Genomic DNA, 14,394 nt, shown 5'->3' on the forward strand with positions numbered 1-14,394 from the left:
TTGATTTTGGCAATGCTACCATTGACGTAGCTTGTAAGTTACTGTTTTACAAATTATTAATATATGTCTGGTCGAGCATTGCCGAGAAGCAAAATGTATTTTGCGCCGAAGGTAGCTAGCGAAGCTATCGAGACCTTCTTTAACCTCTCGATAGCTTCGCTAGGTACTCTCAATGAAAATGTCTTTTCATTTCAGTAATGCTCGAGGAGACATTACGTCATTCCAACCGCTTGATAAAAATTTTTCTCGGGTCTCGAACTGACATTTTGGAATACATTTAACTCAAAATGCACAACGGTTTATAGAAATACAAATATGTAGGCAATAGTTAATGGTCGCGTCAAAATAAGCGAAACAAAAAAGAGGCCGTCTAAAAATAGTTTAGACGACCTCTTTTAATAAATTTATTCTTTACTTAGGTATCTATAGACCCCAAAACACGTTTCATAAAAGTATTTAAGGCTTCTTTTTTTGGAGTACCCTGTTTTACCATCTTATCAACTTCCAATGCTCCGTACATATTAGAAATCAATTCACCAATAACGTCTAGTTCTTCATCTTTTAAAGACGGTACTTCCGTTAGTGCCTCTAAAGTTGCAATGGTTTCTAAAATATAATCTTGATCGTTTTCTTCAATAAAACCAGTTAAATGCTTAATGACGGGTAACTTCATATTACACTATTTCATTTACCAAGTCCTTCAAGACATCAAACTTATTTGTTTGTGTTTGATTTTTCTTTTCGCCATTTACAAAAATTGCAAACGTTGGTAGATTACTTACATCTGCCAATTTTCTGCTTTCAGGAAATTTTTCAGCATCTACAATTACAAATTTTACATCGTCTAATTCATTTGCTAATTTTTTAAACTTTGGTTTCATAATTCTACAATTACCACACCAAGTAGCGGAATATTGCACTACTACTTTTTCATTTCCTGAAACAATTATTTGTAAATTATCTTCTGTTAATTCTTGTACCATTTTAACTATGAATTTTAAATTATGAATTACAAATTTACTATTTGTAATTCATAATTCGTAATTAATTTATTAATGTGTTGCTAAATAGGCTGCTGTTCCTTTTGCATTGGCAGACATGGCTTCTTTACCTTCTTCCCAGTTTGCAGGACAAACTTCACCATGAGACTGTACATGTGAATATGCATCAATTAAACGTAAAAATTCATGTACATTTCTACCCACTGGCATGTGATTAACACCTTCATGAAATACAGTTCCTTCTTCATCAATTAAATAGGTAGCTCTATAGGTTACATTATCTCCTTCTACTTGAATGGTTTGTGAAACTTCATCAAAAGTTTCATTTGAGATATCTAAAATACCTAAGATAGATGATAAGTTTCTATTACTATCTGCTATAATTGGATAGGTAACACCTTCAATTCCACCATGATCTTTAGAAGTACTTAACCATGCAAAATGAACCTCTGGCGTATCACAAGAAGCACCAATTACAATCGTGTTTCTTTTTTCAAACTCTCCTAAAGCGGCTTGGAAAGCATGCAATTCTGTGGGACACACAAATGTAAAATCTTTTGGATACCAAAATAACAATACTTTCTTTTTACTATTTACTGCTTCTTCTAAAATGTTTAATTTAAAAGTATCGCCCATTTCATTCATTGCGTCTACATTTAAATCTGGAAATTTTTTACCAACTAATGTTGCCATATTGTATAAATTTATAATGATTATTTTATTTTTTTCTGGTGCAAAGATAGAAAGGAGATAAAAGAATAAGAAAAAAAAATGATGGGAAGAGTTTATCTTTCCATCAGATTTATTTATAGTTTTTAATATTTAAAATAGCTTTATACTATTCTTAAAAATTACTTCTCTTCGCCTTTGTCTTCATTGTTTTCTTTGTGAATTAAAGGATGATCTTCCTTACCCAAACCCACAATTTTTATAATACTAGAAACGGTATTAAATAACATCAATACAACACTAATTAGACCACCACTTAGCACTGCAGAAATAATTAAACTAATATAATAAATATACGTATACCAAGCAGTTGGAACGTTATCTGCCTGAGTAACGGGAATGTTTAACAGTTGAAACGCAATAATAGCAGTCACAAAAACAATGGTGTCTATTTTTGCTATTAATAAAACATGTTTGTAATGGTCTTTATTTAATTTAGATTTTGAACTCGAGCTAATACTTAATAAAGTAAGCAAGAGTGCTAAAATTGTTGCTGATGCCAATGCTATGGTATTACACAACATATTAGTACCAGATATGGAAGACTCTATCAATTCTTTAGCTTCGTAACCGCTGATACTACCTAAAGAATAAGCTCCTAGTCCCATGATAATGGTAGAAATTATTCCTCCTAAAAAAGCTCTTTTATTGTATGCTGTAAGTTTTATCATTCTTAATTTATTTACTAGCAAATAGTTTTACATCGTTTGCAGAAACAATATTTTCTCCTAAAATTATTAAGCGTTCTACCACATTTCTTAGTTCTCTTATATTCCCTGTCCAATTATACTTTTGAAGCAATGCTATGGCGCTCTCTGAAAATGTTTTTTCTGACATACCTTGTTCTACCGATATTTTTTTAGCGAAAAAATCAACCAATAATGGAATGTCTTCCCTTCGATCATTTAACGCGGGTACTTTTATTAAAATAACGGCCAATCTGTGGTATAAATCTTCTCTAAACCTACCTTCTGCAATCTCTTTTTGAAGATTTTTGTTGGTGGCAGCTACTACTCTAACATTCACTTTGATGTCTTTATCTGAACCCACTCTAGAAATACTGCTTTCTTGAAGCGCACGTAGTACCTTTGCTTGTGCAGAAAGACTCATGTCTCCAATCTCATCTAGAAAAATGGTTCCACCATTGGCTGCTTCAAATTTTCCTGCTCTGTCTTTATTTGCACCCGTAAAAGAACCTTTTACATGACCAAACAATTCACTCTCTATCAATTCAGAAGGGATTGCTGCACAATTCACTTCAATCATAGGTGCTTTATGGCGATCTGATTTTTCATGCAACCAATGCGCAACTAATTCTTTACCTGTTCCGTTAGGGCCCGTAATTAAAACTCTTGCATCTGTTGCTGCCACTTTTTCAATCATGTCTTTGATATGAGAAATAGCCTCACTATCTCCAATCATTTCATAGCTTTTACTCACTTTTTTCTTCAGCCTTTTATTTTCTACTACCAACACTTTTTTCTCTAAAGCATTTCTTACGGTGTTTAAAAGTCGGTTTAAATCTGGCGGTTTAGAAATATAATCGAAGGCGCCTAAACGCATTGTATTCACTGCGGTATCTAAATCTCCATGACCAGAGATCATGACAATGGGTATTTCTGGCTTCATCTTCTTCGCTTTCTCTAACACCTCAACACCATCCATCTTTGGCATTTTAATATCACATAAAACCAAATCGTAATCGTTATTTTTTATCATTTCAATACCTAACAAACCATCTTCTGCTTCTTCAACTTTATAGGCATCATTTTCCTCTGAAATAATTTTCTTCAGAACTCTTCTAATGGCTGCTTCGTCTTCTATTATGAGTATTTTTGACATTATATTTTAAATTTAATTCCTGTTCGTAAATAAAATGCATTTATATTATCTAATGTAAATACATTGTCTCTGTCTTTGTTTCTTAGAACGTTATTCAATCTTAATGTATAACCACCGTAAGTATACCAAACCAAATGTTTTGTAAATTGATATTCATAGCCTAAGCCGGCTACAATAAGAGATAAAGAAATATTATCAACTTGATCTCCGTTAACTGTTTCAGGTCTTTGTAAATGCGCAAAATAACCATCTAAACCCACAAAAGATTGCAAATTTTTCTCTGGACTAAAAGCATATTTCAGATTCATTTTTGGAACACCCACGGTGTATGACCACTTCTCATTCATTTGTCTAAAGTAACTTATTAGTGGAAGTGGAAACGGGATTCCTGCGGTGGTATTGTAAGTCAAACCTAAAATTAAGCGGTAAGGTTTTGCGATGTCTTTGGCTTTGGTTCTGTCTTTTATAAAAAAAACACCACCGTTTAGAAAGAAATCATCTTTCGTTAATTTTTTATTTAAAGTAGATGCTAACCTGGGAGAAATGCTATAGGCAACTCTCCATATATCATTCATTTTATAAGTGTAAGCGAAGTTTAAATCGATAACGGTAATGGTTTCTAAAAAGGAAGTATTAAATGGATACTTATCATTTAAGTTTAAAAAAATTCGATTGTATTCACCACCTACTACAAAATAACTGTCTTCTTTTACTTCAATAGGATAATTTACCAATGCCCTGATTCTTGTATACTGGTCTTCTGAATTGTTTTTAGGAATAAAGGAATATTCTAATCTTGCTAAATCTGTTAATTGTGCATTTAAGAAATAACTCACAAAAAATACAATCCCTAAAAGACATTTCTTCATTTTCTAAATTTTAATTATTCCTTTTCTTTTCTTTTACTTATCAATTTCAATCCTGATTCCTTATCTGAATACACATGCACATCTCTTTGAGGGAAAGGAATGGTAACATTGTTATCTCTAAAAGCTTTATCTATTGCAAAACGTAAATCACTTTGTACAAATCTTGTTTCAAAACTATCATTTAAAGAAAATACCAATTTAAAATTTAAAGAACTGTCTGCAAAATCTGTAAACAACACTTTTGGTTCTGGGATTTTTAAAATTTTATCCTGATCTTTTGTGGTTTTTAATAAAATTTCCTTCACTAAATTTACATCACTTCCATAAGAAACTCCTACAGTTACAGATTCTCTAGTTTCTGTTCCGTTTTCGGTCCAATTAAACAAAATATTGGTTAAATATAAATGATTCGGAATTACCAATACCTTATTATCTATCGTTACAGCTCTTGTTGTTCTTAATCTGATGTCTAAAACACGACCTACTTTTCCTTCTAGTTCTATAATATCACCTACATGAACGGATTGATCTACTAAAATAAATATTCCAGATATAATATCTTGAAACAATGTTTGCAATGCCAAACCAACACCAATTAAAAGTGCTGCAGAAGCTGCAAAAACTGCCGTTACATTCACTCCAGCAGAATGCATTCCTATTAAAAAAATAACTAAAAAAACAAACCATCTGATGTAACTAAAAACCGTTACAAATTTTTGCTTGTCGTTTACAGGCATTTTTCTTGTTAAAAACCTCCGTGCAAATTTAAGTATGATAGCAGATAAGATTAACGCAATAGCAATAAATAGTAACCCTTTTACAGTGATGCTAATATCATCTGAAAGCTCAAAAGGATAGTCTAAGATAGAATTTGCTTCTTCGACAATTGCTTCTTTTACTTGCTCTATTTTATCTTGCATTTTCTAATATTTTAACCATTTATATAAGTCTTTATAAGTAGCTTTTTTACCATACATTAAAATACCTACTCTATAGATTTTTGCTGCCAACCAAACCATAAATACAAAGGTAACCAATAATAATGCCATTGAAATTGCTAATTCTGTCCAAGAAACCCCAAATGGGACTCTCATTAACATTACAATAGGACTCGTAAAAGGAATGTAAGAAAATAGCACTGCTACAGCACCATGAGGAGCATTCATAACCGTTGCAAAACCAACATAAACCCCTAAAATTAAAGGCAACATAATTGGCAACATAAATTGTTGCGTGTCTGTTTCATTATCTACTGCTGCGCCTACCGCTGCAAACAGCGAACTGTACAACATAAAACCTCCTAAAAAATAAAAGATAAAAAGTACAAATAATTTTAGAATTGGCAATCTTAATATTTCTTGAATTATTAATTGCATTTTATCTCCGCTACTTGCATTTTTAACGGCGTCTAATTGTTCTGAAGAAACAGAATTCGCTTGCATTTCAGAAACATCTACACCAAAAACAGCCGAAACAACACTTAAAATTACAAAAAGTAAAATTCCCCAGATAAAAAACTGAAGCAAGCCTGCAGAAGCATTTCCAATAATTTTACCCAACATTAACTGAAATGGTTTTACTGATGAAACTATGATTTCTATGATTCTGCTTGTTTTTTCCTCAATAACGCTTCGCATCACAGAAGTTCCATAAATCATTACAAACATCATGAGTAAATAGCCCGCAATGGCACCTACGCCAATTTTTAAACCGTTTATTAATTTGGAGGATTCTTCGCCAGAGAAATTAAACATTTTTATGTCTGTGTTAATTTTTGAAGCTTTTATTTGTTCTAAATCAATACCCAAATTGGTCAATTTTTTATTTCGAAGTTTTGTTTCCACTTTGTTTTCTAAAGTATTCATTAGAGACAATCCTGGTGAGTCTTTAGAATAAAATTCTACGGCGCTTGCAAGTATTTCTAAACTATCTTTCTTCGGAATATATAAAACCCCATAATAGCTTCCTTCTTCAACATGTTTCTTTGTTTCTATGATTCCTAAAGCGGTAAAATCTGTATATTTTATAGATTCAGTATCTTCAAAATCTGTTTTCTCAAACAAACCAGAATTATCTACATACACGATGTCCTTCGCTTTTTCATCATTTTTTCGCATTAGAAAAACAACTAAAGTAATCATACCTACCATAATTAACGGACTTAAAAAAGTCATCACTATAAATGATTTGTTCCGAACCTTCGCAACAAATTCTCTATGAATAATTAATTTTAACTTACTCATACTTAATTGTTTTTATGGATTGCTTGAATAAAAATATCATTTGCACTAGGTATCAATTCTACAAAATGCTGTACTTCTCCTCTACTGGTTAAAAAAGTTAACAAATCGTTAGCGCTGCTATTTTCATTTAATTGGACGTTTAAAGCTAAACCTTTATGTAACAATTTAAAATCTGCAGGAGTCACCTTAAAGTTTTCTTTTAAAGCATCTTCTACTTCTTTAGGATTTGCTGTTTTTAAACCTACTTGAAACGTATTTGTTTTAAACGCACGCTTGATATCTTCTAACTTTCCATCTAAAATTTTATTCGATTTATTGATCAATGCAATTTCATCACACATTTCTTCTACAGATTCCATTCTATGCGTAGAAAAAATAATGGTTGCGCCATTGTCTCTTAATTGTAAAATTTCATTGGCAATTAATTGTGCATTTATAGGGTCGAAACCAGAAAAAGGCTCATCAAAAATTAACAATTTAGGATTGTGCATTACCGTAACAATAAATTGTACTTTTTGTGCCATTCCTTTAGAAAGTGCTTCGATTTTTTTGCCCCACCAAGCAGAAATATCAAATTTATCAAACCAATAGTGCAATCTTTTTTTTGCTTCGGCTTTACTCAATCCTTTTAACTGTGCCAAATACAACGCTTGTTCCCCCACTTTCATAGATTTATACAAACCCCGTTCTTCTGGCAAATAGCCTATTTGCTCTATATGATGTGCTGCTAATTTTTCGCCATCTAAAATTATCGAACCAGCATCTGGCAACGTTATTTGATTGATTATTCTAATTAAAGACGTTTTTCCGGCACCATTGGGTCCTAACAAACCATAAACACTGCCTTTAGGTATGTGAATGGTAACATCATTTAAAGCAGTAAAATCGCCATACTTTTTTACTACATTATTTATTTCTAATAAATTTTTCATTAATTTTTGGTTGATTTCTTTTGAATAACGAATAAATACAAACTTACATATTTTAAAGGTATTTATAACTTTTAAGATGAGGAGCTTCCACTTTAAAATTCTGTTAAAATTTACTATGCACGCATAACTTTTTTGTAATTTACTATGCATGCATAATAAATTTTACTATATTTGAACCAATGAACAAACACAAATCCATAGATCATCAACTTAGAGCAACCTGGCAAGCGGTTGCTAAAATGTACAATGAACAAGCATTGACACATAACAGCACCATGTCTACAGCTTTTGTTTTATTGAATATTGACAAAGAAAATGGAACTCCTTCTACAGCTTTAGGTCCTTTAATGGGCATGGAGCCAACCAGTCTTTCTAGAATTTTAAAAAGTATGGAAGACAAAGGTGCAATCTGTAGAGAGAAAAATCCTGATGATGGTAGAAGTGTAATTATTAAATTGACAGAATATGGAAAAGAAATGCGGAAAGTTTCTAGAGGGCATGTGATTCAGTTTAATGAAACCATCATTAATAACATTACAGAAAGAGATTTAGAAGGTTTTTTTAATGTAACCACAACCATCAATAAATTAATTGCTGCAAAAGAAATTTTTATGGAAGTAAATAATAAAGCGGTATAAAATAATAAACAAATGACTAGAAGAATTAAAAAAGTAGCAATTATTGGTTCCGGAATTATGGGAAGTGGTATTGCTTGTCATTTTGCTAATATTGGTGTTGAAGTTCTTTTATTGGACATTGTTCCAAGAGAATTAACAGCCAAAGAAAAAGCAAAGGGATTAACGTTAGAAGACAAGGTTGTTCGTAATCGTTTAGTTAACGATGCATTAACGGCCTCTTTAAAATCAAAACCATCACCCATTTACAACCAAAAATTTGCAAGCAGAATTACCACGGGTAATTTAGAGGATGATATTGCAAAAGTAAAAGATGTAGATTGGATTATGGAAGTTGTGGTTGAAAGACTAGACATCAAAAAAATAGTTTTTGAGAAATTAGAAAAACATAGAACTCCAGGAACTATTATTTCTTCGAATACTTCAGGAATTCCTATTCAATTTATGAATGAAGGAAGAAGCGAAGATTTTCAAAAGCATTTTGCAGTAACACACTTTTTTAATCCACCTAGGTATTTAAAATTGTTTGAAGTGGTTCCAGGACCTGATTGTACACAAGAAGTTACCGATTTCTTAATGATGTATGGTGAGAAATTCTTAGGAAAAACTTCAGTTTTAGCAAAAGATACTCCTGCATTTATAGGAAATAGAATCGGAATTTTTGGAATTCAGTCTTTGTTTCATCAAGTAAAAGAATTAGGTTTAACGGTAGAAGAAGTAGATAAATTAACGGGACCCGTAATTGGTCGCCCAAAATCTGCTACGTTTAGAACGGTTGATGTTGTTGGTTTAGACACCTTGGTACATGTTGCCAATGGAATCTATGAGAACTGTCCTAATGACGAAGCACATGAATTGTTTAAACTACCAGGTTTCATCAATACCATGATGGAAAACAAATGGTTAGGAAGCAAAACAGGACAAGGTTTTTACAAAAAAACGGTGAATGCTGAAGGAAAAAAGGAAATTTTAGCCTTAGATTTAGATACGATGGAATACCGTCCTTCTAAAAAAGCAAAATTTGCAACCTTAGAATTGACAAAAACAATAGACAAACCCATCGATAGATTTAAAATATTAATTGGCGGAAAAGATAAAGCTGGTGAATTCTACAGAAAGAATTTTGCAGCCATGTTTGCCTATGTTCAAAATAGAATTCCAGAAATTTCTGACGAATTGTATAAAATTGACGATGCTATGAAAGCTGGTTTCGGTTGGGAAAATGGCCCTTTCGAAATTTGGGATGCCGTGGGTATCGAAAAAGGTATCGAACTAATGAAAGCAGAAGGGGCAGAACCTGCCACTTGGATAACAGAAATGTTAGCCTCTGGTGCAACCTCTTTTTATTCTGTAAAAGAAGGAGCCACTCATTATTATGACATTCCTTCGAAATCTCATACAAAAAAACCGGGTCAAGACGGATTTATTATTTTAGACAATATTAGAAAATCAAACGAAGTGTTTAAAAACTCTGGTGTTGTGATTGAAGATATTGGTGACGGAATTTTAAATATCGAGTTCCAGTCTAAAATGAATACGATTGGTGGTGATGTTCTTGCAGGTATTAATAAGGGAATAGATTTAGCTGAAAAAGACTTTCAAGGTTTGGTGGTTGGTAATCAAGCAGCAAATTTCTCTGTCGGAGCAAATATCGGTATGATTTTTATGATGGCTGTAGAGCAAGAATATGATGAATTAAATTATGCCATCAAATATTTCCAAGACACCATGATGCGCATGCGTTATTCTTCCATACCCACTATTTCTGCTCCTCATGGAATGGCTTTAGGTGGTGGTTGTGAAATTTCTTTACATGCAGACAAAGTGGTTGCAGCAGCAGAAACTTATATGGGATTAGTAGAATTTGGTGTTGGTGTAATTCCTGGTGGTGGTGGTTCTAAAGAAATGGCTTTAAGAGCATCAGATTCTTTTCACAAAGGAGATGTAGAATTAAATATTTTACAAGAAAACTTCTTAACCATTGGTATGGCAAAAGTTTCTACTTCTGCTTATGAAGCATTCGATTTAGGCTTGCTTCAAAAAGGAAAAGATGTAGTGGTTGTAAATAAAGACAGACAAATTGCCACTGCAAAAGCACACGCAAAAATCATGGCAGAAAGTGGGTATACACAACCTGCAACTCGTAAAGATGTAAAAGTGTTAGGGAAACAAGCTTTAGGTATGTTTTTAGTAGGAACAGATGCTATGGAACATTCTAAATACATATCAGAACACGACCAAAAAATTGCTAATAAACTAGCTTATGTAATGGCCGGAGGAGATTTATCTGAACCTACAATGGTTACAGAACAGTATTTATTAGACTTGGAAAGAGAAGCGTTTTTATCTTTATGTACAGAACGTAAAACGTTGGAAAGAATTCAGGCGATGTTAAAGACTGGGAAACCGCTTCGTAACTAAAATAAGAAACTAGATTTTAGAGAATTAGAAATTAGACTAAAAATGGGACGGCATAATTTTAAAAAGTTAAAAGTTTGGCAAGAAGGAATTATCCTTGTGGGAGATAGTTATAGTTTGACTAAATCTTTTCCAGATGTTGAAAGATTTAATTTGATTAGTCAAATGAATAGATGTGCAGTCTCAATTCCTTCAAACATTGCAGAAGGTTCTAGTAAGAGTACAGATAGACATTTTAAAAAATACCTTGAAACTAGTTTAGGTTCTGCTTTTGAATGGGAAACTCAATTAATTGTCTCCTTCAATGAAAATTATTTGGATAAAGATAAGTTTGATATGTTAGAAAATAAAATTAATCAAATTCAAAAAATGTTAGGAAAGTTTATTGATAATCTTGGAGACTAAAAAAAATAATTAGGATATAGAATATAGACCCGTAAAGCCTAGATAAAAAATTTTAAAATGTAAATAAAGAGAAGAAGTCTAATTTCTAGTCATCTAGATTCTAATTTCTCTTTCATAACAAAATAATAAAAGATTATGAGCAAAACAGCATACATAGTAAAAGCATACAGAACTGCAGTTGCGAAAGCGCCAAAAGGTGTTTTTCGTTTTAAACGTGCAGATGAGTTGGGGGCAGAAACCATTCAACATATGATGAAAGAATTACCAAATTTAGACGTAAAGCGTATTGATGATGTAATTGTTGGTAATGCCATGCCAGAAGGTTCTCAAGGACTAAACATGGCGCGTTTTATTTCTTTAATAGGTTTAAATTCTGTGGATGTTCCAGGAGTAACCGTCAATCGTTTTTGTTCTTCAGGAATTGAAACAATTGCAATGGCTGCTGCTAAAATTCAAGCAGGAATGGCAGAATGTATCATTGCTGGTGGAGCAGAGAGTATGAGTTCTGTACCAATGACAGGTTTTAGACCAGAATTAAACTATGACACGATTAAGGATGGTCATGCAGATTATTACTGGGGAATGGGAAATACGGCAGAAGCTGTAGCAAATCAATTTAAGGTTTCTAGAAAAGATCAAGATGAATTTGCCTACAATTCTCATGTAAAAGCCTTGAGAGCGCAAGCAGAAAATCGTTTTCAAGATCAGATTGTCCCTATTGAAGTTGAACAAACATATCTAGACGCAAATGGAAAAAAAGCAACCAAAAAATATACGGTAACTAAAGATGAAGGACCTAGAGCTGGAACTTCAACTGCGGTATTAAACAAATTACGTCCGGTTTTTGCTGCTGGTGGAAGTGTAACGGCAGGAAATTCATCACAAATGAGTGATGGTGCAGCTTTTGTAATGGTAATGAGCGAAGAAATGGTCAAAGAATTAAATTTAGAGCCTATTGCAAGAGTCGTTAATTATGCTGCTGCAGGTGTAGAACCTAGAATTATGGGAATTGGTCCTGTTGCTGCAATTCCGAAAGTTTTAAAACAAGCAGGATTGAAACAAAGTGACATTGAATTGATAGAGTTGAACGAAGCATTTGCTTCTCAATCTCTAGCAGTAATGCGCGAATTAGATCTAAACCAAGACATTGTAAATGTAAATGGTGGTGCCATTGCACTAGGACATCCTTTAGGTTGTACAGGAGCAAAATTATCTGTGCAATTATTTGATGAAATGCGCAAAAGAGACCTAAAAAATAAATACGGAATGGTAACCATGTGTGTTGGTACAGGACAAGGTGCTGCGGGTGTGTTTGAGTTTTTAAGTTAAAATCCCATCTAAATCTTCCCAAAGGGAAGACTTTGAGCAAGTTTGTGAAAAAAAATAAATAATATATTAATTTTATCCCTGCGAAACCCTCGGCAGGATAATTTCCCCCTTTGTTGGGGGACAGGGGGCTTTAAAATGGCAGAATTATTAAGAGGTGGTCAATTTCTTGTAAAAGAAACAAACTGTGAAGACGTTTTTACTCCAGAAGATTTTACTGAGGAGCAACAAATGATGAAAGAAGCTGTGATGGAATTTAATGATCGTGAAATCATTCCTCACAAAGCTCGTTTTGAAGCAAAAGATTATGCATTAACAGAAGAAGTAATGCGTAAAGCAGGTGAACTAGGCTTTTTAGGTGTTGCTGTGCCAGAGGAATTTGGTGGCTTAGGAATGGGATTCGTTTCTACCATGTTAACTTGTGATTATATATCAAGCGGAACTGGTTCTTTTAGTACTGCTTTTGGTGCACATACAGGAATTGGAACCATGCCAATTACCTTATATGGTACACAAGAACAAAAAGAAAAATACGTTCCTAAATTGGCTACCGGTGAATGGTTTGGAGCCTATTGTTTAACAGAACCAGGTGCAGGGTCTGATGCAAATTCAGGAAAAACAACTGCAGAATTGTCTGGTGATGGAAAATCATACAAGATTAATGGTCAAAAAATGTGGATTTCGAACGCAGGTTTTTGTCGTTTAATGATTGTTTTTGCACGTATTGAAAATGATAAAAACATTACAGGTTTTATTGTTGAATATGACAAAGACAATCCGAACGGAATTACCATGGGTGAAGAAGAACATAAATTGGGGATTAGAGCTTCTTCTACCAGACAAGTGTTTTTTAATGATACCGTAGTTTCTGCTGACAATATGTTGGCTGGACGTGGAGAAGGTTTTAAAATCGCCATGAACGCTTTAAATGTGGGTCGTATTAAATTGGCTGCAGCTTGTTTAGATTCTCAAAGAAGAGTAATAACACACGCAGTAAAATACGCGACAGAACGTAGACAATTTAAAACCCCTATTGCAGATTTTGGTGCCATTAAAGTAAAGTTAGCAGAAATGACAACAGATGCTTATGTTGGTGAATCTGCATCTTATAGAGCTGCAAAAGATATCGAAGATAGAATTGCTTTAAGAGTTGCCGCTGGAAACACACATCAAGAAGCAGAATTAAAAGGTGTAGAAGAATATGCAATTGAATGTTCTATTCTAAAAGTTGCCGTTTCTGAAGACATTCAAAATTGTGCAGATGAGGGAATTCAGATTTTTGGTGGCATGGGCTTTTCTGAAGAAACGCCAATGGAATCTGCTTGGAGAGATGCAAGAATTGCTAGAATTTACGAAGGAACAAACGAAATTAACAGAATGCTTTCTGTAGGTATGTTGATCAAAAAAGCCATGAAAGGTCATGTTGATTTATTAGGTCCTGCTACAAAAGTACAGGAAGAATTAATGGGCATTCCTTCTTTTGAGACGCCAGATTATTCTGAATTATTTTCAGAAGAAAAGCACATGATTGAGAAACTGAAAAAGACATTCTTAATGGTAGCGGGTGCAGCACTTCAGAAATATGGTGCAGACATGGAAAAACATCAACAGTTGTTAATTGCAGCTGCAGATATCTTAATTGAAATCTATATGGCAGAATCAGCAATTTTAAGAACAGAGAAAAATGCAAAACGTTCTGGTGAAGCTTCTCAATCTGTACAAATTGCAATGTCTAAATTGTATTTATATCATGCAGTAGATAAGATTGAAGAAAAAGGAAAAGAAAGTATTATTTCTTTTGCTGAAGGCGATGAACAACGTATGTTATTAACGGGATTAAAACGTTTTACAAAATATGTGAATTATCCAGATATTGTAGATTTACGGAATGAAATAGCTGAAAAAGTAAAAGCAGAAAATAAATACTGCTTCTAAAGATATTTAAAAAATTCTTAGAATATAAAAGTTTTAAGAATTAGTTGTTTGTTTGAAAG

14 protein-coding genes are annotated in these 14,394 nt (G+C 33.1%); 5 read left to right on the forward strand and 9 right to left on the reverse strand.

Features of this window, described 5'->3' with window-relative positions; genetic code table 11:
* Positions 1-415: 415 nt before the first annotated feature.
* From Q0998_RS15180 to Q0998_RS15220, 9 genes are all read right to left on the reverse strand, one after another.
* Positions 416-673 (reverse strand): hypothetical protein, encoded by a 258-nt coding sequence (locus Q0998_RS15180; protein ID WP_299671294.1) that lies wholly within the window; start codon positions 671-673, stop codon positions 416-418.
* A 1-nt stretch (position 674) separates the two neighbouring features.
* Entirely contained in the window at positions 675-983 is a 309-nt protein-coding gene (locus Q0998_RS15185; RefSeq protein WP_299671296.1) for a thioredoxin family protein, read from the reverse strand.
* Between the two features lie 69 nt (positions 984-1,052).
* Positions 1,053-1,694, reverse strand: coding sequence for a peroxiredoxin (locus Q0998_RS15190; protein ID WP_299671298.1), 642 nt, complete (start codon positions 1,692-1,694; stop codon positions 1,053-1,055).
* 158 nt (positions 1,695-1,852) lie between these two features.
* Positions 1,853-2,401 (reverse strand): hypothetical protein, encoded by a 549-nt coding sequence (locus Q0998_RS15195; RefSeq protein ID WP_299671300.1) that lies wholly within the window; start codon positions 2,399-2,401, stop codon positions 1,853-1,855.
* Positions 2,402-2,408: 7 nt separating this feature from the next.
* Positions 2,409-3,572 (reverse strand): sigma-54 dependent transcriptional regulator, encoded by a 1,164-nt coding sequence (locus Q0998_RS15200; RefSeq protein WP_299671301.1) that lies wholly within the window; start codon positions 3,570-3,572, stop codon positions 2,409-2,411.
* Complete coding sequence (locus Q0998_RS15205; protein WP_299671303.1) at positions 3,572-4,441, reverse strand: DUF6268 family outer membrane beta-barrel protein; 870 nt, start codon at positions 4,439-4,441, stop codon at positions 3,572-3,574. Before Q0998_RS15205 ends, Q0998_RS15200 begins: the two co-directional genes overlap by 1 nt.
* 14 nt (positions 4,442-4,455) lie before the next feature.
* A complete protein-coding gene (locus Q0998_RS15210; protein WP_299671305.1) occupies positions 4,456-5,361 on the reverse strand; it encodes a mechanosensitive ion channel domain-containing protein in 906 nt (301 codons plus the stop codon).
* A gap of 3 nt (positions 5,362-5,364) precedes the next feature.
* Entirely contained in the window at positions 5,365-6,684 is a 1,320-nt protein-coding gene (locus Q0998_RS15215; protein WP_299671307.1) for an ABC transporter permease, read from the reverse strand.
* Between the two features lie 2 nt (positions 6,685-6,686).
* Positions 6,687-7,616 carry an ABC transporter ATP-binding protein gene (locus tag Q0998_RS15220; RefSeq protein ID WP_299671309.1) on the reverse strand — a complete coding sequence of 310 codons (930 nt, stop codon included), beginning with the start codon at positions 7,614-7,616 and terminating at the stop codon, positions 6,687-6,689.
* Between the two features lie 179 nt (positions 7,617-7,795).
* Here Q0998_RS15220 and Q0998_RS15225 point away from each other — a divergent pair, with 179 nt between their 5' ends.
* The 5 genes from Q0998_RS15225 to Q0998_RS15245 all read left to right on the forward strand — a co-directional run bounded on the left by Q0998_RS15225 (position 7,796) and on the right by Q0998_RS15245 (position 14,335).
* Complete coding sequence (locus Q0998_RS15225; RefSeq protein ID WP_299671311.1) at positions 7,796-8,254, forward strand: MarR family transcriptional regulator; 459 nt, start codon at positions 7,796-7,798, stop codon at positions 8,252-8,254.
* A 12-nt stretch (positions 8,255-8,266) separates the two neighbouring features.
* On the forward strand, positions 8,267-10,672 hold the full coding sequence (locus Q0998_RS15230) for a 3-hydroxyacyl-CoA dehydrogenase/enoyl-CoA hydratase family protein (RefSeq protein ID WP_299671313.1): 2,406 nt from the start codon (positions 8,267-8,269) through the stop codon (positions 10,670-10,672).
* Positions 10,673-10,714: 42 nt separating this feature from the next.
* A complete protein-coding gene (locus Q0998_RS15235) occupies positions 10,715-11,074 on the forward strand; it encodes a four helix bundle protein (protein ID WP_299671315.1) in 360 nt (119 codons plus the stop codon).
* A 135-nt stretch (positions 11,075-11,209) separates the two neighbouring features.
* Positions 11,210-12,403, forward strand: coding sequence for an acetyl-CoA C-acyltransferase (locus tag Q0998_RS15240; protein WP_299671317.1), 1,194 nt, complete (start codon positions 11,210-11,212; stop codon positions 12,401-12,403).
* A gap of 135 nt (positions 12,404-12,538) precedes the next feature.
* Positions 12,539-14,335, forward strand: a complete 1,797-nt coding sequence (locus Q0998_RS15245; RefSeq protein ID WP_299671319.1) for an acyl-CoA dehydrogenase family protein — start codon at positions 12,539-12,541, stop codon at positions 14,333-14,335.
* Positions 14,336-14,394 lie beyond the last annotated feature (59 nt).

Source organism: uncultured Polaribacter sp., from assembly GCF_947501385.1.
In the GTDB taxonomy this organism is placed as follows: Bacteria; Bacteroidota; Bacteroidia; order Flavobacteriales; family Flavobacteriaceae; genus Polaribacter.